At 43.8% G+C, this 22,534-nt stretch carries 20 protein-coding genes; 14 read left to right on the top strand and 6 right to left on the bottom strand.

Annotated elements, in window-relative coordinates; all coding sequences use genetic code 11:
- Window positions 1–102 precede the first annotated feature (102 nt).
- Entirely contained in the window at window positions 103–762 is a 660-nt protein-coding gene (locus tag AVL57_RS10460; RefSeq protein ID WP_057791601.1) for an SDR family oxidoreductase, read from the top strand.
- A gap of 154 nt (window positions 763–916) precedes the next feature.
- Here AVL57_RS10460 and rimO read toward each other — a convergent pair whose 3' ends face one another.
- A complete protein-coding gene (rimO, locus tag AVL57_RS10455) occupies window positions 917–2,359 on the bottom strand; it encodes a 30S ribosomal protein S12 methylthiotransferase RimO (RefSeq protein ID WP_057791603.1) in 1,443 nt (480 codons plus the stop codon).
- 192 nt (window positions 2,360–2,551) lie between these two features.
- On the opposite strand from rimO, the gene AVL57_RS10450 reads away from it, so the two are divergent.
- Together AVL57_RS10450 and AVL57_RS10445 are read left to right on the top strand one after the other, a co-directional pair.
- On the top strand, window positions 2,552–4,186 hold the full coding sequence (locus tag AVL57_RS10450; protein ID WP_057791605.1) for an esterase/lipase family protein: 1,635 nt from the start codon (window positions 2,552–2,554) through the stop codon (window positions 4,184–4,186).
- A gap of 107 nt (window positions 4,187–4,293) precedes the next feature.
- Complete coding sequence (locus tag AVL57_RS10445; RefSeq protein ID WP_057791607.1) at window positions 4,294–4,767, top strand: DUF2919 family protein; 474 nt, start codon at window positions 4,294–4,296, stop codon at window positions 4,765–4,767.
- Window positions 4,768–4,870: 103 nt separating this feature from the next.
- On the opposite strand, the gene AVL57_RS10440 is transcribed toward AVL57_RS10445, so the two are convergent.
- Together AVL57_RS10440 and tcdA are read right to left on the bottom strand one after the other, a co-directional pair.
- Window positions 4,871–5,278, bottom strand: a complete 408-nt coding sequence (locus AVL57_RS10440) for a hypothetical protein (protein WP_057791609.1) — start codon at window positions 5,276–5,278, stop codon at window positions 4,871–4,873.
- Between the two features lie 113 nt (window positions 5,279–5,391).
- Window positions 5,392–6,174: a tRNA cyclic N6-threonylcarbamoyladenosine(37) synthase TcdA gene (tcdA, locus tag AVL57_RS10435; RefSeq protein WP_376738706.1), complete on the bottom strand. Its 783-nt coding sequence runs from the start codon at window positions 6,172–6,174 to the stop codon at window positions 5,392–5,394.
- Between the two features lie 207 nt (window positions 6,175–6,381).
- Here tcdA and AVL57_RS10430 point away from each other — a divergent pair, with 207 nt between their 5' ends.
- The 3 genes from AVL57_RS10430 to AVL57_RS10420 all read left to right on the top strand — a co-directional run bounded on the left by AVL57_RS10430 (window position 6,382) and on the right by AVL57_RS10420 (window position 9,504).
- The gene (locus tag AVL57_RS10430) at window positions 6,382–6,717 is read left to right on the top strand and encodes an FAD-dependent oxidoreductase (protein ID WP_057791611.1); all 336 of its coding nucleotides are present in this window, start codon (window positions 6,382–6,384) and stop codon (window positions 6,715–6,717) included.
- Between the two features lie 207 nt (window positions 6,718–6,924).
- Complete coding sequence (locus AVL57_RS10425; RefSeq protein WP_057791613.1) at window positions 6,925–7,893, top strand: glutathione S-transferase family protein; 969 nt, start codon at window positions 6,925–6,927, stop codon at window positions 7,891–7,893.
- Window positions 7,894–8,043: 150 nt separating this feature from the next.
- Window positions 8,044–9,504 carry a phosphohexomutase domain-containing protein gene (locus AVL57_RS10420; RefSeq protein WP_057791615.1) on the top strand — a complete coding sequence of 487 codons (1,461 nt, stop codon included), beginning with the start codon at window positions 8,044–8,046 and terminating at the stop codon, window positions 9,502–9,504.
- A 237-nt stretch (window positions 9,505–9,741) separates the two neighbouring features.
- Here the strand turns inward: AVL57_RS10420 and AVL57_RS10415 are convergent, their stop codons facing one another.
- Together AVL57_RS10415 and AVL57_RS10410 are read right to left on the bottom strand one after the other, a co-directional pair.
- Complete coding sequence (locus AVL57_RS10415; RefSeq protein ID WP_057791617.1) at window positions 9,742–10,164, bottom strand: DUF3429 domain-containing protein; 423 nt, start codon at window positions 10,162–10,164, stop codon at window positions 9,742–9,744.
- 124 nt (window positions 10,165–10,288) lie between these two features.
- Window positions 10,289–11,566: a citrate synthase gene (locus AVL57_RS10410; protein ID WP_057791619.1), complete on the bottom strand. Its 1,278-nt coding sequence runs from the start codon at window positions 11,564–11,566 to the stop codon at window positions 10,289–10,291.
- A 701-nt stretch (window positions 11,567–12,267) separates the two neighbouring features.
- Between AVL57_RS10410 and sdhC the strand changes: the two genes are divergently transcribed.
- The 8 genes from sdhC (at window position 12,268) to sucD (ending at window position 22,172) form a co-directional block, all read left to right on the top strand.
- Window positions 12,268–12,642, top strand: coding sequence for a succinate dehydrogenase, cytochrome b556 subunit (gene sdhC / locus AVL57_RS10405; RefSeq protein ID WP_013783979.1), 375 nt, complete (start codon window positions 12,268–12,270; stop codon window positions 12,640–12,642).
- A complete protein-coding gene (sdhD, locus tag AVL57_RS10400; RefSeq protein ID WP_057791621.1) occupies window positions 12,636–12,983 on the top strand; it encodes a succinate dehydrogenase, hydrophobic membrane anchor protein in 348 nt (115 codons plus the stop codon). Before sdhC ends, sdhD begins: the two co-directional genes overlap by 7 nt.
- A 1-nt stretch (window position 12,984) precedes the next feature.
- Entirely contained in the window at window positions 12,985–14,757 is a 1,773-nt protein-coding gene (sdhA, locus tag AVL57_RS10395) for a succinate dehydrogenase flavoprotein subunit (RefSeq protein WP_013783981.1), read from the top strand.
- Between the two features lie 14 nt (window positions 14,758–14,771).
- Window positions 14,772–15,482 (top strand): succinate dehydrogenase iron-sulfur subunit, encoded by a 711-nt coding sequence (locus AVL57_RS10390; RefSeq protein WP_057791623.1) that lies wholly within the window; start codon window positions 14,772–14,774, stop codon window positions 15,480–15,482.
- 173 nt (window positions 15,483–15,655) lie between these two features.
- Window positions 15,656–18,475, top strand: coding sequence for a 2-oxoglutarate dehydrogenase E1 component (sucA, locus tag AVL57_RS10385; protein WP_057791625.1), 2,820 nt, complete (start codon window positions 15,656–15,658; stop codon window positions 18,473–18,475).
- Between the two features lie 9 nt (window positions 18,476–18,484).
- Complete coding sequence (odhB, locus tag AVL57_RS10380; RefSeq protein ID WP_061093587.1) at window positions 18,485–19,981, top strand: 2-oxoglutarate dehydrogenase complex dihydrolipoyllysine-residue succinyltransferase; 1,497 nt, start codon at window positions 18,485–18,487, stop codon at window positions 19,979–19,981.
- A gap of 152 nt (window positions 19,982–20,133) precedes the next feature.
- Window positions 20,134–21,300 (top strand): ADP-forming succinate--CoA ligase subunit beta, encoded by a 1,167-nt coding sequence (sucC, locus tag AVL57_RS10375; RefSeq protein WP_057791629.1) that lies wholly within the window; start codon window positions 20,134–20,136, stop codon window positions 21,298–21,300.
- The gene (gene sucD / locus AVL57_RS10370) at window positions 21,300–22,172 is read left to right on the top strand and encodes a succinate--CoA ligase subunit alpha (RefSeq protein ID WP_013783986.1); all 873 of its coding nucleotides are present in this window, start codon (window positions 21,300–21,302) and stop codon (window positions 22,170–22,172) included. Before sucC ends, sucD begins: the two co-directional genes overlap by 1 nt.
- A gap of 217 nt (window positions 22,173–22,389) precedes the next feature.
- Here the strand turns inward: sucD and AVL57_RS21415 are convergent, their stop codons facing one another.
- The gene (locus tag AVL57_RS21415; RefSeq protein WP_257721360.1) at window positions 22,390–22,518 is read right to left on the bottom strand and encodes a hypothetical protein; all 129 of its coding nucleotides are present in this window, start codon (window positions 22,516–22,518) and stop codon (window positions 22,390–22,392) included.
- Window positions 22,519–22,534: the final 16 nt, after the last annotated feature.

Raw genomic sequence — 22,534 nt, 5'->3', positions numbered from 1 at the left:
GGTTAATACATTCTTTCATTGTGAGTGCATTCAGCCTGGTTTTCTCGAAATACGACTGGCATATTCTAAATCGGGTGCAGCATAAAAATAGGGAGCGTTAAAATGAACGTAGTCATTACAGGGGGCAACCGCGGTATTGGTCTAGCCCTCGTTAAACAATATAAAGCGCAAGGTGCGACTGTGTATGCCACCTGTCGTAATAGCTGTGATGAGCTCAATTCCTCTGGCGTCAAAGTAATTACCGGTGTTGACGTGTCGCAGCCAGATACACTGGCAGATAGTTTAGCGGAATTAACAGACGTTAAAATTGACCTGCTTATTAATAACGCTGGTGTGTTGGGCAGAGAAACCTTGGATGACTGGGAACCTCATACCATAGATTATCAGTTTAGAGTGAACGCTATGGGGCCACTGCTTGTCACGCAAACTCTGCTTTCATCAATGGCCGACAACAGTAAGATAGCCATGATCACCAGCAGAATGGGCTCTATGACGGATAACACCTCTGGCGGGTATTATGGCTATAGAATGTCGAAAGCCGCACTAAATGCTGCTGGTGTGTCATTAGCAAACGATCTCAAGCCACAAGGAATAGCGGTAGGTTTATTTCACCCAGGGTTTGTGCAAACTGAAATGGTGAATGGAAGCGGAGATATTGATGCAGATACCTCTGCACAAAGATTAGTGGCTCGAATAGCTGAGATGACTCTTGATAATGCAGGGCGTTTTATTCATTCCAATGGCGATGAATTGCCTTGGTAAGCCCTAAGTAAGTCCTTTATATAAAGTATATTTGTTACTTTTCTTAGATTAAAGAACACATAAAAAAACCGGTAAAGCCTTAGGACTTACCGGTTTTTTCTAAACTGTGTTTAATGTAGCTAGCGAGTTGAACGCTTGCTGGCTGCTTCTAAAATTAGCCTTGGCTTTCGTCTTCGTCTTGGTCTTCAGACAGCACAGCCCACACGTCGTGTTCATTAGCGTGAATGACTTCAGCCCACACCCGTTGACCCGGTTTTACATCGTAAACGCCATTAAGGTGAACTAAGCCATCAACTTCAGGCGCATCGGCGTACGTTCGCCCTACAGCACCTTCGCTGTCTACACTGTCAATAACCACTTGGTATTCATTACCAATGCGAGCTTGTAAGCGCTGGGCGCTAATTTCACCTTGAACTTCCATAAAGCGTGCTAAGCGTTCTTGTTTAACGTCTTCTGGCACAGGATCAGGTAAATCGTTGGCACGAGCACCTTCAACTGGTGAATAAGCAAATGCGCCCACACGATCTAGCTGTGCTTCACGAATAAAGTCGAGCAACTCTTCAAACTCTTCTTCGGTTTCACCCGGAAAACCTACGATAAAGGTTGAGCGTATTACCAATGAAGGGCAGGCTTCACGCCATTTCTTAACTCGTTCTAGGGTACGATCTGCACTACCAGGGCGTTTCATTAAACGTAAAATACGTTTATTGGCATGCTGAAATGGGATATCAAGGTAAGGAAGAATTTTACCTTCATTCATTAAGGGAATAAGGTCATCAACATGTGGGTAGGGGTAAACATAATGAAGGCGCACCCAAATACCCATTTCACCCAATTTCTCACACAATTGCTGCATGTGTGTTTTTACGGGCATACCATCCCAGAAGCCTGTTCTATGTTTCACATCAACGCCGTAGGCACTGGTATCTTGTGAAATAACCAGTAGCTCTTTCACACCCGCAGCTTTTAAACGTTTAGCTTCATCAAGCACACTGCCTACAGGGCGGCTTACCAAATCGCCACGCATGGAAGGAATGATGCAGAAAGTGCATCTGTGGTTACAGCCTTCTGATATTTTTAAATACGCGTAATGACGAGGGGTAAGTTTAACACCGTGATCGGGCACTAAATGTTCAAACGGATTATGTTGAGGCTTAGGTAAGTGTTCGTGAACTTGCTCAACTACCGATTCATAAGCGTGAGGACCGGTAATAGCCAGTACATTAGGATGTACTTCACGAATTTCATCTTCTTTAATGCCCAAACAACCAGTCACGATGACTTTGCCATTTTCTTTTAGCGCTTCACCAATGGTATCAAGTGACTCTTCCACCGCGGCATCAATAAAGCCGCAGGTATTAACAATGACTAAATCAGCATCGTTGTATGTAGGAACAACATCGTAGCCTTCTGTACGCAATTGCGTAAGAATGCGCTCGGAGTCTACCAAGTTTTTAGGGCAGCCTAAGCTGACAAACCCAATGCGGGCGCCGTTGCTTGCACCTGTACTACGATTTTCAGTTAGAGTTCTAACTGGCGTTTCTAAAGTAGTGGTTTTGTTTGCTGCTTTACTTGGATTGAAGGTTTCTACAGTCATCTAAAATATCACCCGGTAAACGACGCTACTTGTGCCTAAAATGGCCGCGGATTATACAGTAAGTATGACGGGTTCGCAGCTCTTTGAGGTAAAACTTTTTCAACTAACGACAATACTGCCAATTAGTGGAATACTGAACAAAAATTCATCATACTCTTTCGCTCTTCTCAACTAGGTTTACGGCAGGGCTTCATGGGCAGTTTTAATTGCAGAAAAAGGTTAGCCATCCTGTTTAGCTTGCTTGCGCTTGGCTTGGCGTCATGTTCTTCCGACTATTATAAACCCAAGCCCCCATCACTCACTTTGCGTTTGTCTGATACGCCACAATACACCCTTGATTATGATGCGCACACCACACGCGAGCTTTATTGGGGCTGCGTAACAGTACTACCTCGTTCGACAGAAGGGTTAATTAATAGCTTGTTGTGTACTCAAGCTCTACTTGGTAGGAATGATGTCAGTGCTGACGAACGCCACTTTGCATTAAAGCGCCATCGAGAAGCACTAATGAGTTTGCTAACATTGCGCATGTCTGGGAAAGAAGATGAAGCACATTTTCACACCCATTTGACTTTAGACCAACCAATTATTTTTGCTTCTAGGATGCTGCCTTCAGAAGAGGCGCTGCAACCCAACATATTAGGGGAATACGGCGTTGCCGTGGTAGTAAGAGAACCAGCGACCACAGAAGCAGAACAAACTTATTACCCTCAAGAAGGGACTTACAGTAGTTACACCTTAATGTTCCAAGGCATTAAGTTAGACGGTAACGAGGTGCACATTACCTTAGATGCCCAGAAAATCCACGGACGAACCACGGTACGTGTGGGTAATAATGCCTACATGGCGCGCTACTCTCCAAGCGCCACGTATTTAGCCTTATTGAATGATGCAACCGTGGGCGGGCTTCGTTGGAAAGGGTTTGTGGGTACTAAGCAAGCAAAAGCCCTTAGAGGAATTTACGTTATTGGGGAGATGTCAGACACTAAAATTCCCCTTGTTATGATCCATGGTCTTAATTCCGATCCCTTGATTTGGCGTTACTTAACCATGGCCGTGATGAATGACGAATGGTTAAACGAACGCTATCAAATTTGGCATGTGCTTTACCCTTCAGGCCAGCCGCCACTGTACAGCGCCATGAAAATTAGGAGAGAGCTTGATGCACTACTGGACACTATTGATAACCCCGTTATTACTCGCGAGGCGGTGTTTATTGGGCACAGCCTAGGAGGGCTTATAACCAAGTTACTGACGGTATCTTCTGGTGATGCCTTTTGGGATACTACCTTTGCCGTGTCACCAGAGCAGGTTGAAAAGTCGATATCTGAAGATATTCGGGACACCTTTTTCTTTGAGCCTAGGTTTAAAACTAACACGGTTTTTTATTTAGATACGCCCCATAAGGGCTCGGCATTGGCGGCATCGGCAATCGGTTATATTGGCTCGTCGTTAGTACAAATACCCTATGAACTTAAAAATATGTTTGTTGGTTTACTTGATGAGAAAGGGTTAGACATTGTTCAGTCAGACATGCAGAGCTATCTAACAGACACTAAATTCAAAAGCCTCGACTCATTAAAGCCAGGCCACCCTTTAATGAACACCCTGTATCCTATGCGCATTCAGGGAAAAGCTTATTCAATTATTGGGTCAAAAAAAGAAACCGAATGTGAAAAAAGGGAAGTGTGTTTATTACTCACTGATGGCGTGGTGACCTACGAAAGTGCAGATATACCAGAAGCGCTAGAAAGGCTCATTGTTGTATCTAAACATAACTCATTTAAATCACCTGATGCCGTGTCGTTTATATTAAAGCATTTATAAACCTGCCAAATTGTCGGATATTTTCTTTTAGCGCTTTAAGTTTGCATTATTAGCCCAATAATAACTGAGCTATTAATTATTCTTTAAAGCAAGGCTATGTGTTTTTCATGCTAAAACTGCCATTAAAATATTACGATGAATCTGGCCGCATTTTACCGCCGAAATGGCTGTACGTCATACTAGCGCTATTTAGTTTGGACTGGATTGCGTTTATTTTTTCGTTAGCCTCGCGTTCGCAAACAGAAGCATTACTCAAGTTGTTTTATCCTCAAAGTGAAAGTTTAGGCTTGGCATTATTAAGCAGTGTGCCGATAGTGCTAGGGCTTGCGCTTATATCGCAACGTGAAAGGCTTTGGAATAAGGGATACACAAGTTGGTCTGGTGCATTGTTGCCACTTATTTTAGTGGGAGTGATAGCGTCGTTGAGTGTGCAGTTTTATCATGTTGTGTCAGTACATTGGGGGTTTGAGATAATAACGGCCATCAAAGTGGTGGTGTCGATTATCAGTCTATATTGTATTAGCCGAAGTCGGCATTTGCGCTGGATGATACAAGATTGGAAAAAGCCTCATTGCGAGTAAATTACCATTAAATTACATACAGATATTAAATTACATGCAAATCGCGAATAGCGTGTGAGGCAAGAAATAAAAGCCCCACACGAAGAAGTGCAATACAGACCGATTACTGGCGGTGATTACTTACAGATTGGTCGAAATAAGCTTTAACACTAACTTGGCTGTCGTTCACTAGTCGCTCGTAGCAAATACCCGCAAAGGCATAAGAGTTTTCACCCACCACCAGTAACACATAAGGTGCTTTGGGATTCGATTGGTCATAAAGCCAGGTTCCACCCACAAAACGCTGAAACGTTTCTCCTACGTAGGCTCCAAAGATATTACAAATGGTGAAAACTGCCTCATCTTCTAGCGCGCTGTCATGATATTTGTCTAAAAAACTAAGTAAAATATCATCTACAAGTGAAATACTTTCAGCAGAATAATCTAAGGTTAAACTGAACTCTTCTTGGGCTGTAGCAACCGCATCTTCTGCGCAGTCCTTCATTAATTTTTCGAGCTCTATGGGTGACATTTTATTATCCTTCTCTTTTAACCTTTACGCGATAGTGTGATGTTAGCTATCGTCATTTTTAAACCTGCTGATAACCCAGCTTTCAACATTGTGCGGTAGTTATTCCCGTTTGTCTATTTATGACCGGTTAAGCGATTGATTACACTGGCTGACGCGAACATACCAAAGGTAGCCGTTACGGTTACCACCGCGCCAAAACCACCAGCACAATCTAGCCGAGTACCGCCTTCCATAGCCGATTTGTTATAACACACGCTGCCGTCAGGTTGGGGATAGCGCAACTGTTCAGTTGAATAGATACATTCAACCCCAAAGCGGCGTTTAGGATTTTTGCTGAAATTATAATTGCGTCTTAATTCACTGCGCAATTTAGCTGCAAGAGGATCTTGGGTGGTCTTCGATAAATCGCCCCTAGTGACTTGGGTAGGGTCAATCTGTCCGCCGGCACCACCAACGGTCACAATGGGTATTTTAGCGCGTTTACAATGGGCAACCATGGCAGCTTTCGCTCTAATGCTATCGGTTGCGTCAATCACGGCATGCATATCTTGGGTTAACAGCTCAACCGTGTTTTCAGGTGTAACGAAGTCTTCAATACATACGATTTCGCAATTTGGGTTTATACGTTTAATACGCTCAGCAATAGCGTCAACCTTTGCGTCGCCTATAGTATCTGCCATGGCATGAATTTGTCGGTTGGTGTTGGTTACACATACGTCATCTAAATCAATCAGGGTGATTTTACCGATGCCAGAGCGCGCAAGTGCTTCTGCACTCCAGCTTCCAACACCACCAATACCCACAACGCACACATGGCTCATTGCAAGTTTTTCTGCGGCGTCTGCGCCGTATAGGCGCACGATGCCGCCAAACCTTTGATCTTCCAATATACTCACTATGTATTCCAGTTGTTGCTATGCCAATAGCCTGTTTGTTAAAACTGCCCCGTCAACATTGCTTTGCTGACACTGCTCTGCCAACACTTGGAGGCGGCGAATAAACACAGCAGTTTAAACAATAAATTAAAAGCGTTTACATAAGGGGCGCATGATCGCAAAAAAGCGTAATATTGCAAGGGATCTTCTTTAAACATTAAGTAAGACATGTCAAAACGGTACGATATTGCCATTGTAGGTGCTGGGATAGTGGGTGCGGCTGTACTTTATGAGTATCAAAAGCGCTATCCACAGCACAAGGTTCACTTAATTGAAAAAGAGCCTGTAGCTGCATTTCATCAAACTGGCAGAAACTCGGGAGTGATCCACGCTGGGGTGTATTACCCGCCTGGTTCGTTAAAGTCACAGTATTGTAGGCAAGGTTTAGAAGATACTATTGCGTGGTGTAGAGACCATCATTTACCGTTTGAGCAATGCGGTAAGCTTATAGTGGCGACCAACACTGATGAGTTGCATAAGCTTGATAACCTTTTTATCAACTGACAGAGTAACGTTGGCAATGCACCTTCTCCTGCAGCTACTAGCGCCATGCCCATTGCCAGAGCCATCATCGATAAAATCGACGCTATGTAGACTTGCTCTACCTATTCGTTCTAAAAACTAGGAAGTTAAATCCAAAAATACAGGCATTACGTTCAAAGCTATACATGTTTGAATAACACGTTTTAAAATGAATGCTTGGAGAAATATATGGGATTGCTTGTAGATGGAATATGGCAAGATAAATGGTACGACACGAGTGAGAATGGCGGTAAATTTGAACGCCAAGCGTCGAAGTTTAGAGGTGCAATTGGCGGTGAAGCCGGTGCGCAGCACCCCCCTGAATCTGGTCGATATCATCTTTATGTCGCTTATGCATGTCCGTGGGCCCATCGTGCGTTAATTTTAAGACAACTAAAAGGGCTCACTGAACACATTGATGTTTCAGTGGTAAACCCAGATATGCTGGGGGATGGTTGGAGTTTTTCAGATTACCCAGGTAGCACTGGCGATAAGCTTTACCACTTTGACTACCTGCACCAGCTTTATACCAAAGCAAAGCATGATGTTACCACCCGGGTAACGGTTCCGGTTTTGTGGGATAAGCAAACCCAATCCATAGTGAATAATGAATCGGCAGATATTATTCGTATTTTTAATAGTGACTTCAATGCGCTTACGGGTGACAAACAAGATTTTTACCCTGCACCACTGCGCGAAGATATAGACGATATTAATAAAATGGTGTATCACGCTATTAATAATGGTGTGTACAAGGCGGGTTTTGCTACCACTCAACGTGCCTATGAAGAAGCGGTTGAGGACTTATTTGAGGCGTTAGATACGTTGGAAACGCGATTGTCTACACAGCGTTATTTAGTTGGCCATCAAATTACCGAAGCAGATTGGCGCTTATTCACTACCTTGATCCGCTTTGATGCGGTGTACCACGGCCACTTTAAATGCAATATTCGCCAAATAGCGGACTACCCCAACTTGTTTGGCTACATGAAGGAGTTGTATCAATATCCTGGTGTGGCGAATACGGTGAATTTTGATCATATCAAACGTCATTATTATTATAGTCACACCATGATTAACCCTACCCAAGTCATTCCCGTTGGCCCAAAACAAGATTTAATGGCTCCCCACAACAGAGAAGCAATAAAGCCAGCTTAATTGCATGGTAATTTCAAAAGCGCATTGCGCGAAGGTGAGGGGTTTTATACCATCTACTTTAGAATGATACTGGTTACTTTTCTTGTAACACTTTTTCTTATAACACTAGTGACCAATAATATCTTTAACAGGGAACAGAGACTCTAATACATGACTAAACCAATTACGTGCTTTAAAGCATATGACATACGCGGTGAGCTTAACAGCCAACTTGATGAAGCAACGGCTTACCGCATTGGTTACGCCTTTGCTGAAGAGTTGAATGCGAAAACGGTAGTAGTAGGCAGCGATGTTCGTTTAACCTCTACCCCGTTAAAACTTGCCTTGAGCGCAGGGCTCATTGATGCTGGCGCGAACGTCACCGATATTGGTATGGCAGGAACGGAAGAAATATACTTCGCGACTAAACACTTAGGTGTTGATGGCGGAATAGAAGTGACCGCTAGTCACAACCCCATTAACTACAATGGCATGAAGTTGGTAAAAGCTGATTCTGTACCCATTAGTGGCGACACTGGCTTAAATGCGATTAAAACGCGTGCTGAGCAGTTAAGCGATGAAGCTGTATCACAGCGCCTTGCCTATTACACCCAAGGCGAAGCCATCGATGCTGATGCCTTTTATAATGGTCATGCACACATAAAGGTTTCACATTTAACAGACACAGGAAGCTATGTAGAAGATAGCTGTATGTCAGCTTACGTAGATCACATGTTGTCTTACGTTAACCTTGATTCGTTCACGCCTCTTAAAATAGTGGTCAATGCGGGCAATGGTGCTGCAGGACCAGCGCTTGATGCTATTGAGGCTGAGTTAGCAAGCAGACAAATTCCAATTAGCTTCATCAAAGTGCACCACGAGGCAGATGGCACGTTCCCTCATGGTATTCCTAATCCATTGTTACCTGAAAACAGAGCAGACACTGCCGATGCTGTTATAAAATATAATGCGGATTTTGGTGTGGCGTGGGATGGCGACTTCGATCGTTGTTTCTTGTTCGATGCCGAAGGAAACTTTATTGAAGGCTATTACATTGTTGGCTTGCTTGCGGCAGCGTTCATTGAGAAAAACCAAGACAGCAAAATTATTTATGACCCACGGGTATTTTGGAATACAGAAGACATCGTGGCGAATGCTGGCGGTACACCCATTAAGTCAAAAACAGGGCATGCGTTTATTAAAGAGCGTATGCGCAAAGAAGATGCTGTTTATGGCGGTGAAATGAGTGCGCACCACTATTTCAGAGATTTCGCTTACTGTGACTCAGGCATGATCCCTTGGTTATTAATAGCCGAACTCGTGTGTGTTAAAAAACAATCGTTAGCCAGCATGGTTAAAGCACGCATTGAAGCGTTCCCATCATCGGGTGAAATTAACAGCAAGCTTAAAGACGCCGATGCTGCACTTGAGCGCGCGACATCTAAATATAAGCCGCTTGCAACGGTTATCGATACTACCGACGGCCTTGGATTGGAATTTGATACATGGCGCTTCAATTTGCGTAAATCGAACACCGAACCGGTTATTCGCTTAAACGTAGAAAGCCGAGGTGATATTGCTTTAATGGAAGAGAAAACGGCTGAGTTGCTTTCGGTAATACGTGACGAATAATATTCCGCTTTTTAATTCTTTTTACTTCTTACTTTTCAAAAACTGAGTAAGCATTAAAAGATAAAAACCGGAACATGAAAATTGGAACAAATATAAAGCGCAGTCATGTTAGTAATGACTGCGCTTTTTTTGTGTATTACTGGCAAGTGCCATCTCAGGAATTTGCCACCACTTGCAGAATTAGCCACTAATTACGATGCTGTGCTGACAACATGTGCTGTATGTCTTTTATGGCAATTAGGTAATGAGGTAAATCATCCAAGCATGGCTAATCACCACAACAGAGGTAAGGGCTATACGTAAACTGATGTAACTCACAATTTGGCCTTTAGGAAGGCTAAGCGTGAATTTATCGTAAACTAAAATGGCAACGTAGCTAAGCGATAACACCCCTAAGGTTTTCGGGTCGTGGCTAAACACCAGACAAAGCCAACCGATAATGCTCGGTAGCATGGCGATATACATTTGTTTACCATAGCGCTGATTACTGATGGAATCCCACCAATGAATCCCACCAAAAAATGACAGCAAAACCGCTGAGTACTGCATAAAGTAAATAGCGCTTTGGGTTAATGACAAAAGATTAAGAGAATAGGCTATTGGCATAGCTAAAAATGGGATGAGCCCAGCCACGCCAAGTAACACAACAGAGTAGGGCATGTAACATAATCCTTCTGCGGTTATTTTAATAAATTTGTTTTACAACAGTAATTTTATTAAAAAAGAGCTAAAAAAATAGCGCCGTAAGGCGCTATTTTATGAACAAATATTTACCTGTTCACGCTTATTTTAATGGCGTGTACTTACGCTGGTTGTGACCAGTGTATAGCTGACGAGGACGGCCAATTTTTTGTTTGGGATCGCTCATCATTTCATGCCAGTGTGAAATCCAACCCACTGTACGAGACAGTGCGAAGATACACGTAAACATATTGGTAGGAATACCAATAGCTTTAAGTACGATACCCGAGTAGAAATCTACGTTAGGGAACAATTTCTTCTCTGCGAAGTACGGGTCGCTCAATGCAATCTTTTCAAGTTCCATTGCTACTTCAAGTAGTGGATCTTTAACATTAAGTTCGCTAAGTACTTCGTGACAGCTTTCACGCATTACTGTTGCACGTGGATCGTGGTTTTTATATACACGGTGACCAAAGCCCATAAGACGGAACGGGTCTGCCTTATCTTTAGCGCGTGCAATAAACTCAGGAATGCGGTCAACAGTACCAATTTCCTCAAGCATATTTAAACATGCTTCGTTAGCACCACCGTGGGCAGGGCCCCAAAGTGAGGCAACACCAGCCGCAATACATGCATAAGGGTTAGCACCAGATGAACCAGCTAGACGAACAGTAGAGGTAGATGCGTTTTGCTCGTGGTCAGCATGAAGCGTAAAGATACGATCCATTGCACGTTCAACCGCAGGGCTAATCTCAAATTCTTCAGCAGGAACTGAGAACATCATGTTCAAGAAGTTAGCTGCATAGCTCAAATCGTTACGTGGATAAACGAAAGGTTGGCCAATGTTGTACTTGTAACACATGGCTACCAATGTAGGCATTTTCGCAATTAAGCGATGTGCACTACGTTTACGCTCTTCATCGTTAGAAACGTCTAAGTCGCTGTGATAGAAAGATGACATACCACCAACAGTACCGCATAACATTGCCATAGGGTGGGCATCGTTGCGGAAGCCATGGAAGAACATGTTGATTTGCTCATGTACCATGGTGTGGCGTGTAATCGTTGATTTGAATTCTTCATATTCTTCTTTAGACGGCGCATCGCCGTGTAGAAGCATATGACAAACTTCAAGGTAGTCTGCATCGCGCGCTAGTTCTTCAATTGGGAAACCACGGTGTAAAAGAACACCAGCAGCGCCATCAATATAAGTAATAGCTGACTCGCAAGATCCTGTCGCCATAAAACCAGGGTCGTAGGTGAAGTAACCGTGTTGACCAAGTGAACGGACGTCGATTACGTCTTGTCCTTCGGTGCCAGACAAGATAGGAAGCTCGATTTCCTTACCGCCGGCTTTAAGAATGGCTTTCTGATCTGCCATAAAATGCTCTCCTCAGAATGGTTCTGTTTGCAGCGAAAACGGGCGAAAATGCTCGTTTCGTTGGGGAAAAGTGGCGTATTTGTACTTTATTATGTACCAATAAGTCAATTTAATTGCATTTATGCACAATAAATATTCCGAATTACTGAGATTTATAATACTCAGCCGGAATCTGTATCGTTAACATTTTGGTAATCGCACTAAACCCGTTTCGGGGTAATTATCAATGTCTTTTAGCAAAAGGTAAACCACCGTTTACCAAATTTATTAACAGCTTAGCTGAAATATTAACCTTTTGTCGATTGAGAATTGCTCGTTTTCATTAAAAGACCTTAATTTTACTAGTGAAAATAGTGTTATTCTAGTTTAGTGCTGATACACTTTACAGCCTTGTTTATTAAGCATTCCATGCTTGTTGTTAGTATTTGTGACTATTTTTCTTTGTGTTTATCAGGAAGATTTGTCAAAAAAGACTAAAGTCTTACTGCAGCACAAAAAATTGTAATTATATACTGTGCTGGATATACTCAGCGGTGCATTAAAACAGAATAATTATTCTGTAAATTGCATTAAAGAATAATTCACAAATTGTTAACAACTCATTGGATGAGGTAATTAACAGGTAATAAACGAATTAACTCGCACAGGACATAATAACGGTGAGTAATTCATTATCCCTACGGATTAAACAGGCATACATTGTGAAAAAGCAAAGACCAGTAAATTTAGAACTCAATACTATTAAATTTCCGCCTGCCGCTATTTCGTCAATTCTCCACCGTGTTACCGGTGTCGCAATGTTTTTCGCATTACTCTTTGTTATTTGGGCATGGGCAGTATCTGTTTCCTCGCCTGAAGGGTTTGCGAACGTACAAGCGATGATGGACGGTATCATTGGAAAAGTGATCGCAATAGGCACTTTATCAGCGCTGACTTATCACATTTTAGGCGGCCTAAGACATGTTGTTATGGATTTAGGTCACTGGGAAGAGTTGGAGTCAGGAAACCTCAGCGCCAAAATAGCTATCGCTCTTTGGATTGTGCTGACAGTAGTATTGGGAGTAGCACTATGCTAGGAAACCAAGCAAGCTTAAAGCGTAATGGTATTCAAGATTACGTGTCACTACGTACTACCGCTGCAATAATTTTTGCTTATACGGTATTCATGGCGTGGTTTTTTATATCCACTGATAATATTACTTTCATTGAATGGCACGGATTATTTTCTGGGTTAGCGATGAAGGTGTTCACACTGGCAGCACTTATCGCCATCATGATCCACGTTCGTATCGGCCTATGGCAAGTACTTACCGATTATGTGAAGGCGTCTGGTTTGCGTGCAATCATTCAGTATGTGCTAAACATCATTGCTTTTGGTTACGTCGCTGTTGGTCTGTTTGTATTGTGGGGAGTGTAAGATGAGTTTACCCGTTCACGAGTTTGACGCAGTAGTTATTGGTGCTGGTGGCGCTGGTATGCGTGCAGCATTACAGATTTCAGAATCTGGAAAATCATGTGCACTACTGTCTAAAGTATTTCCTACCCGTTCACATACGGTATCAGCGCAAGGTGGTATCACTGTTGCGCTAGGTAATTCCCATGAAGATAACTGGGAATGGCACATGTACGACACTGTAAAAGGGTCGGACTACATTGGTGACCAAGACGCTATCGAATATATGTGTAAAACCGGCCCAGAAGCCATCATTGAGATGGAAAACATGGGTTTACCTTTCTCACGCTTTGAGAATGGTAAGGTTTACCAGCGTCCTTTCGGTGGTCAATCAAGAAATTTCGGTGGCGAGCAAGCAGCTCGAACCGCAGCCGCCGCTGACCGTACTGGTCACGCCTTGCTGCATTTGCTTTATCAGCAAAACGTAAAGAATAAAACAAAGGTCTTTTCTGAGTGGTATGCACTCGACCTAGTTAAAAACCAAGACGGTGATGTTGTTGGTTGTACTGCTATCGATATCGAAACAGGCGAAGTGGTTTATTTCAAGTCTAAAGCGGTAGTACTTGCGACAGGTGGAGCAGGGCGTATTTTCGCTTCTACTACCAATGCACACATTAACACCGGTGACGGTGTTGGTATGGCAATTCGCGCTGGTGTTGCACTACAAGATATGGAAATGTGGCAGTTCCACCCTACGGGTATCGCCGGTGCTGGTACGCTAGTAACGGAAGGTTGTCGTGGTGAAGGTGGTTACCTACTTAATAAAGACGGTGAACGCTTCATGGAACGTTATGCGCCTAACGCGAAAGACCTCGCTGGTCGTGACGTTGTAGCACGTTCAATGATGACAGAAATTCGCGAAGGCCGCGGGTTTGATGGCCCTTGGGGACCTCACTGTAAACTCAAACTTGATCACCTTGGTAAAGACGTACTTGAGTCTCGTTTACCAGGTATTCTTGAGCTTTCTCGTACGTTTGCTCACGTTGATCCAGTTAAAGAACCGATTCCTGTAATACCTACATGTCACTATATGATGGGTGGTATTCCCACTACTGTTGACGGTCAATGTCTAACTGTAGATGCTGACGGTAACGATAAAGTGGTAAATGGCTTATTCGCTTGTGGTGAAATTGCATGTGTATCTGTACATGGCGCTAACCGCTTAGGCGGTAACTCACTACTTGACCTTGTAGTATTCGGTCGTGCGACTGGACTACACTTAGGTAAAACCCTTTCTGACGTATCGCCATTCCGCGAAGCATCAGAGTCTGACCTTGAAGTGGCTATGTCTCGCTTCAATCGCTGGGAAAACTCAGAGAAAGGCAAGGGCGAAGATCCGGTTCAAATCAAAAAAGATATGCAAGAATGCATGCAGCTTAACTTCTCAGTATTCCGTGAAGGTGAAGCCATGGCAGACGGTCTTAAGCAACTTGGTGAAATTCGTGAACGTCTTCAGAATGCTCGCCTTGATGATAAGAGTGCCGATTTCAATACACAGCGTATTGAATGTCTTGAGCTTGATAACCTTATGGAAACCGCGTACAGCACAGCAGTAGCAGCGAACTTCAGAACGGAAAGCCGTGGCGCACACAGCCGCTTCGATTTCCCGGACCGTGACGATGAGAACTGGTTATGCCACAGCGTTTACGATCCGAATACTGAAAAAATGCTTAAACGTGATGTCAATATGGCGCCTAAGCTTCGGGAAGCTTTCCCGCCTAAAGTGCGTTCATATTAATAGAGGCAACGATCATGCAATTACAATTTTCGATATATCGTTACAACCCTGATGTTGATAACAAGCCACGCATGCAAGACTACACTCTAGAAGTAGAGGAAGGTCGTGACATGATGGTGTTGGATGCACTTATTGCTCTTAAAGAGCAAGATCCAACGTTATCATTCCGCCGCTCGTGCCGTGAAGGTGTGTGTGGTTCAGACGGTGTCAATATGAATGGTAAGAATGGTCTTGCCTGCATTACGCCATTGTCTGCATTAGGTAAAGGTAAAGTTGTTGTTCGTCCACTTCCAGGTTTGCCAGTAGTACGCGACCTTGTGGTTGATATGACACAATTTTACACCCAGTATGAAAAGATTAAGCCATTCTTAATCAACGATGATAAACAGCCTCCTGCAAGAGAACACCTTCAGTCTCCTGAAGAACGTGCTAAGCTTGATGGGCTGTATGAATGTATTCTATGTGCATGTTGTTCTACGTCGTGCCCATCGTTCTGGTGGAACCCGGATAAATTTATCGGGCCAGCTGGTTTGCTTCACGCTTATCGTTTCCTTATCGATAGTCGTGATACTGCAACCGACGAACGCTTGAACGACCTAGATGACGCATTTAGCGTATTCCGCTGTCACGGTATCATGAACTGTGTAAGTGTATGTCCGAAAGGATTAAACCCGACAAAGGCAATTGGACACATTAAGTCTATGCTTTTACAACGGGCTGTTTAGTACTATATTCTGTTTACTCCTGAGTGACAGAAAGCAATGCTCTAAATAGCCATCCGGATGTGATGGCTATTTTTTTTTGTATTCATCGGTATAACGCTTGGTTATGTCACGAATAACCTTATAATACAAACCGATGGTTAATAGAATTTACAAAACGTAGCAAGGCAAATTAAATGCAAGAAAGCGTGATGAAAGCGTGGTGGGATTCCTCGCATATGGCAGGTGCCAACGCTGCCTATGTTGAAGAATTGTACGAATCGTATTTGGAAGACCCGCAGAGCGTTTCCGATACTTGGCGTCAAATCTTTGATAGCCTCCCCAAGGTCGAAGGCGTTGAACTTGAAACCAACCATACTAGTGTTAAAGACCAGTTTAGGAAGCTAGCTGCTCTAGGCCCGACAGCACGAATGTCGAGCGCACCAGTTGAAGGCACTCCGGTCTCGGATGACAGGCAAGTTAAAGTGTTACAGCTTATCAACGCCTTTCGCTTCCGAGGACACCAACATGCCAACCTTGATCCGCTAGGATTATGGAAACAAGAGCGCGTTCGTGATTTAGAACTTTCTCACCATAACCTGTCTGATAAAGATTTTGACAGTGTGTTCAACGTAGGGTCTTTTGCCATTGGTAAAGATTCGATGTCATTAGGTGAGTTGTTTAAATCACTTAATAGAACATATTGTGGCTCTATCGGTGCTGAGTACATGCACATTACCGATACAGACCAAAAACGCTGGTTACAGCAAAAAATTGAGTCAGTACAAGCCAAGCCTGAGTTTTCTAAAGATGAAAAACTTACCCTACTTAAAGGGCTAACGGCAGCTGACGGTATGGAAAAGTATCTTGGGTCTAAATTCCCAGGTGCAAAACGCTTCTCACTGGAAGGTGGTGATGCGTTGGTTCCAATGCTCAAAAACCTAATCACTAATGCAGGTGCTGCCGGTACCAAAGAAGTGGTTATTGGTATGGCTCACCGTGGTCGTCTAAACGTACTCGTTAACGTACTGGGTAAAAACCCATCTGTATTGTTCGACGAATTCGCAGGTAAGCATGATGATTCATTAGGTGCTGGTGATGTTAAATACCACGCTGGGTTCTCATCAGATTTTGCTACCCCAGGTGGCAATGTTCACCTAGCGCTTGCATTTAACCCGTCTCACCTTGAGATTGTTAATCCGGTAGTGATGGGCTCGGTTCGTGCGCGTCTTGAACGTCGAAACGACGATACCAATACCGTACTTCCTATCACCATTCACGGTGACTCAGCAATTGCTGGGCAGGGTGTCGTGCAAGAAACCTTCAATATGTCACAAACTCGCGGTTTTGCCGTGGGCGGAACTGTGCGTATTGTAGTGAATAACCAAGTTGGTTTCACAACGTCGAAGACAGAAGATACCCGTTCTACGCAATACTGTACTGATATTGCTAAGATGGTTCAGGCGCCTATTTTCCACGTTAACTCTGATGATCCAGAAGCGGTAGCTTTTGTGACTCAACTTGCCCTTGAATACCGTAACAAATTCAAGCGCGATGTGGTTATCGATTTAGTTTGCTATCGCCGTCATGGTCATAACGAAGCTGATGAGCCAAATGCAACTCAGCCCCTCATGTACCAAAAAGTGAAGAAACATCCTGTTCCTCGCGCTATTTACGCCGACCAGCTAATTGCTGAAGGCGTTATAGAGCAGCGTGATGCAGACCGCTTTATAGAAGAATATCGCGCTGCACTTGATCATGGTGCGTGTGTGGTTGAAGAATGGCGTCCGATGACAGAGCACAGCGTAGACTGGTCTCCGTACTTAGGTCACGATTGGGATACCCCATATGATGGCGCTATCAGTGTTGAAAAACTTAAAGAACTTGGTGAAGCACTAACGACTTTCCCTGAAGGACATAAACTTCAATCACGTGTAAACAAACTATACCAAGACCGCAAGGCCATGGTGAGTGGTGAGAAGAAACTTGATTGGGGAATGGCAGAGAACCTTGCTTACGCATCGTTGGTGGACTCTGGTGAAGATATACGTATGACAGGTCAGGATTCTGGCCGTGGTACTTTCTTTCACCGCCATGCAGTATTGCATAATCAAGCTGATGGCTCGACGTATATGCCGCTGCAAAACATTCGGGAAGGCCAAGGTGAGATTGAGATTTACGACTCTGTGCTTTCAGAAGAAGCGGTTATGGCGTTTGAATATGGTTACGCAACGGCAGAACCTGAGTGCTTAACCATTTGGGAAGCCCAGTTTGGTGACTTTGCAAACGGTGCACAGGTTGTATTTGACCAATTCTTGAGTTCAGGTGAAGCGAAGTGGGGCCGTTTATGTGGTCTAACTATGCTGCTACCGCACGGTTATGAAGGCCAAGGTCCTGAGCACAGCTCGGCGCGTCTTGAACGCTTCTTGCAAATGTGTGCTGATCACAACTGGCAAGTATGTGTACCTTCTACACCAGCGCAAGTATTTAACATGCTTCGTCGTCAAGTGGTTCGCCCAATGCGTAAACCGCTTATCGTTATGTCGCCTAAATCTTTGTTGCGTCATCCGTTAGCTACCTCTTCTCTTGAAGAGTTGGCGGAAGGTAAATTCCATAACGTCATTGGCGAAATTGACGATATTAATCCGAAAGATGTTAAGCGTGTGGTGATGTGTTCAGGCAAGGTTTACTATGATTTGCTTGATCAGCGCCGTAAAAATGAACAAACAGACGTTGCAATCGTAAGATTGGAGCAACTTTATCCGTTCCCGCAAGAAGAATGCGCTAAAGTTGTGGCACAATACAGCCACGTTACAGATTGGGTTTGGTGTCAGGAAGAACCGCAAAACCAAGGAGCTTGGTATTGCAGTCAACACCACTTCTGGCAAGCAATTCCAGATGGCGCCAAATTAACATATGCAGGTCGTGAAGCATCTTCTTCACCTGCAGTAGGTTATGTTTCCGTTCACAATCAGCAGCAAAAAGCGCTGGTTGAAGACGCACTCACTATTAAATAAGGAACAATGATGACAATTGAGATAAAAGTTCCGGTCCTACCAGAGTCAGTTGCCGATGCCACCATTGCAACTTGGCACGTAAAGGCCGGCGACGCGGTAAAGCGTGACCAGAACCTGGTTGACATTGAAACTGATAAAGTTGTGCTGGAAGTTGTAGCACCAGCCGACGAAACTATCGGTGAGCTTCTTAATGAAGAGGGTGCAACGGTACTAGGCGAACAAGTTATTGCTAAATTAGAAGAAGGTGGCGCTGCGCCAGCTAAATCTGAAGCGAAAGCTGAATCTAAAAAAGAAGCTGCACCTGCATCTAGCGGTAAAACGTCAGACGTTAAAGTGCCTGTATTACCTGAGTCGGTAGCTGATGCAACCATCGCCACATGGCATGTTGCAGTAGGCGAAGCGGTAAGCCGTGACCAAAACTTGGTTGATATCGAAACTGATAAAGTGGTTCTAGAAGTAGTTGCGCCAGCTGATGGCTCACTATCTGAGATTGTTGCCGAAGAAGGCGCAACAGTGACAGCTGAAGAAGTGATTGCTAAATTTGTTGAAGGCGCGTCATCAGGTGCAGCTGCATCTGAGTCGTCTGAAGCATCATCTGATGATTCAGATGAAAGCAGCGATGCACTTAGTCCTTCAGTTCGCCGTTTATTGGCGGAAAAAGGCGTAGACGCAGCAAAAGTTAAAGGTACGGGCAAAAATGGCCGTATCACTAAAGAAGACGTAGAAAAGCACCTTAAAGGTGGTAGTGCACCAGCGGCCTCAGCACCATCTGCTACAGCCGACACAGCTGAATTACCTACGGGTAATCGCACTGAAAAACGTGTTCCTATGACACGTCTTCGTAAAACGATTGCAACACGTTTACTTGAAGCTAAAAACTCTACTGCTATGCTAACTACGTTCAACGAAGTTAACATGAAGCCAATTATGGAACTTCGTAAGCAGTACCAAGAGAGCTTTGAGAAACGTCACGGTATTCGTTTAGGTTTCATGTCTTTCTATGTGAAAGCGGTAACTGAAGCCCTTAAACGTTTCCCAGATGTGAACGCATCAATTGACGGTGATGACATTGTTTATCACAACTACTTCGATATCTCTATCGCGGTATCAACGCCTCGCGGCCTAGTTACGCCTATCTTAAAAGATACGGATACGCTAGGTATGGCCGGTGTTGAGAAAGGAATTAAAGAATTGGCAATTAAAGGCCGTGATGGCAAATTGTCGATGGCAGACCTTCAAGGCGGTAACTTTACTATCACTAACGGTGGTGTGTTTGGTTCATTGATGTCTACGCCTATCATTAACCCGCCACAGAGCGCTATTTTGGGTATGCATAAAATCCAAGATCGTCCAATGGCTGTTAACGGTAAGGTGGAAATTCTGCCAATGATGTACCTCGCTCTGTCTTATGACCATCGTATTGTTGATGGTAAAGAGTCAGTAGGCTTCTTGGTAACAATCAAAGAGATGCTTGAAGATCCAACACGCCTTCTATTAGACGTGTAAGGCTTTCCTCTCTTGTTATTGTGTGCAGCAGCGTTTCTTATTGAGGTAAGGAGCGTTACTGCCACAACGCTGATATTCGCCCTATAATATCAGTCTAATTAATCAAGTCGCGCGAGCGGCTTTTGTCTTACTAAAAATCGGATAGAAACACCATGAATTTGCATGAATACCAAGGTAAGCAGCTATTCAAAGAATACGGTCTACCTGTTTCTGAAGGATACGCAGCAGACACTCCTGAAAGTGCTGTAGAAGCCGCTAACCGCATTGGCGGTAGTGAGTGGGTAGTTAAATGTCAGGTCCACGCAGGTGGTCGCGGTAAAGCAGGTGGCGTTAAGTTAGTAAAAGATACTGACGCAATTAAAGCTTTCGCAGAAAACTGGCTTGGCAAAAATTTGGTGACTTTCCAGACTGACGAAAATGGTCAGCCTGTGAGCAAAATCCTTGTTGAAACTTGCACAGATATCGCAAACGAATTGTACCTTGGTGCAGTAGTTGACCGCACAACCCGTCGTGTTGTGTTTATGGCTTCTACTGAAGGTGGCGTTGAGATTGAAACTGTTGCTGAAGAAACGCCAGAAAAAATTCTTAAAGCTGAAATCGATCCAATTGTTGGTGCTCAGCCTTACCAAGCGCGCGAAATGGCGTTTAAACTTGGTCTTTCTGGCGTTCAAATCAAACAATTCACTAAGATTTTCCTTGGCCTAGCTAAGATGTTTGAAGATCTTGATGTTGCATTGATTGAAATTAACCCGCTTGTAATTAAAGAAGACGGTGACCTTCACTGTCTTGACGCTAAGCTAGCTATCGACGGCAACGCGTTATATCGCCAGCCTAAAGTTAAAGCTATGCAAGATCCTACTCAAGAAGATGCACGTGAAGCGCATGCTGCTGAGTTTGAACTTAACTATGTTGCTCTAGACGGTAACGTAGGTTGTATGGTTAACGGTGCCGGCCTAGCAATGGGTACAATGGACATCGTAAACCTACACGGTGGCAAGCCAGCTAACTTCCTAGATGTTGGTGGCGGCGCGACTAAAGAACGTGTTGCAGAAGCATTCAAAATCATCTTATCTGACGACAACGTTAAAGCTGTTTTAGTTAACATCTTCGGCGGTATCGTTCGTTGTGACATGATTGCTGAAGGTATCATTGGCGCGGTTAAAGAAGTTGGCGTTAGTGTTCCTGTTGTTGTACGTCTTGAAGGTACAAACGCAGAGCTTGGCCGTGAAGTTCTAGCGAACTCTGGTCTAGATATCATTGCTGCTGAGTCGCTAACTGATGCAGCTGAGAAAGTTGTTGCTGCTGCGGAGGGCAAATAATGTCTGTATTAATTAACAAAGATACCAAAGTAATCTGTCAAGGTTTCACTGGTGGTCAAGGTACTTTCCACTCTGAGCAAGCCATTGCTTACGGTACGCAGATGGTTGGTGGTGTTACACCAGGCAAAGGCGGCACTGAGCACCTAGGTCTTCCAGTATTCAATACAGTACGTGAAGCGGTAGAAGCAACAGGCGCAACTGCAACTGTTATCTATGTACCAGCTGCATTCTGTAAAGATTCAATCGTTGAAGCTGCTGATGCTGGCATCGAGCTTATCGTTTGTATTACTGAAGGTATTCCTACGCTTGATATGCTTTACGTAAAAGAATACGTAAATGCTAAAGGCGTTCGCATGATTGGTCCAAACTGCCCAGGTGTTATTACTCCTGGAGAGTGTAAGATTGGTATCATGCCTGGTCACATTCATAAGCCTGGTAAAGTAGGTATTGTTTCTCGCTCTGGTACGCTTACGTACGAAGCGGTTAAGCAAACTACTGACGAAGGTTTTGGCCAGTCTAGCTGTGTTGGTATCGGTGGGGACCCAATTCCTGGTTCTAACTTCATCGACATTTTGCAGTTGTTCCAAGATGATCCTCAAACAGAAGCTATTGTTATGATTGGTGAAATTGGTGGTACAGCAGAAGAAGAAGCTGCTGAATTCATCAAAGCTAACGTAACTAAGCCTGTTGTTTCTTACATTGCGGGTGTAACTGCACCTGAAGGTAAGCGTATGGGTCACGCTGGTGCAATCATTGCAGGCGGTAAAGGTACAGCTGACGAGAAATTTAAAGCACTAGAAGATGCGGGCGTTAAAACGGTTCGCTCTCTTGCTGAAATCGGCAAGGCACTTCGCGAAACTACTGGTTGGTAAGCTAACGCTTATTAGTCATTTTAAAAGCCCGCTTTAAGCGGGCTTTTTTGTACCTGCTGTTAGTTAACGGTGACATTATTAATTTATAATTATACGTAATGAATACTATCATTTTCCACAGTTTTAAGTGTGCTTACCACCTCAACTCTGCCATCTTTCAAGGTAACAAAATTACAACATAAAAGGTGTTTTGGCGTTAATTTGCGTAATTTTGTTGTTAAATTTCAATAATTTCATGATGGTTAATGTTAATGGGGTGTTGAATATTTTCTATGAATACGTATGCAAGCAATTGTGCAAAGCCCATGTGCTCTATAGGATTGTCAGCGACTGGATACATTGTCATTCGATTGTCATAAAAA

This window comes from Alteromonas stellipolaris (genome assembly GCF_001562115.1).
GTDB classification, from domain to species: Bacteria; Pseudomonadota; Gammaproteobacteria; order Enterobacterales; family Alteromonadaceae; genus Alteromonas; species Alteromonas stellipolaris.
This window is presented reverse-complemented; position numbering and strand designations above follow the sequence as displayed.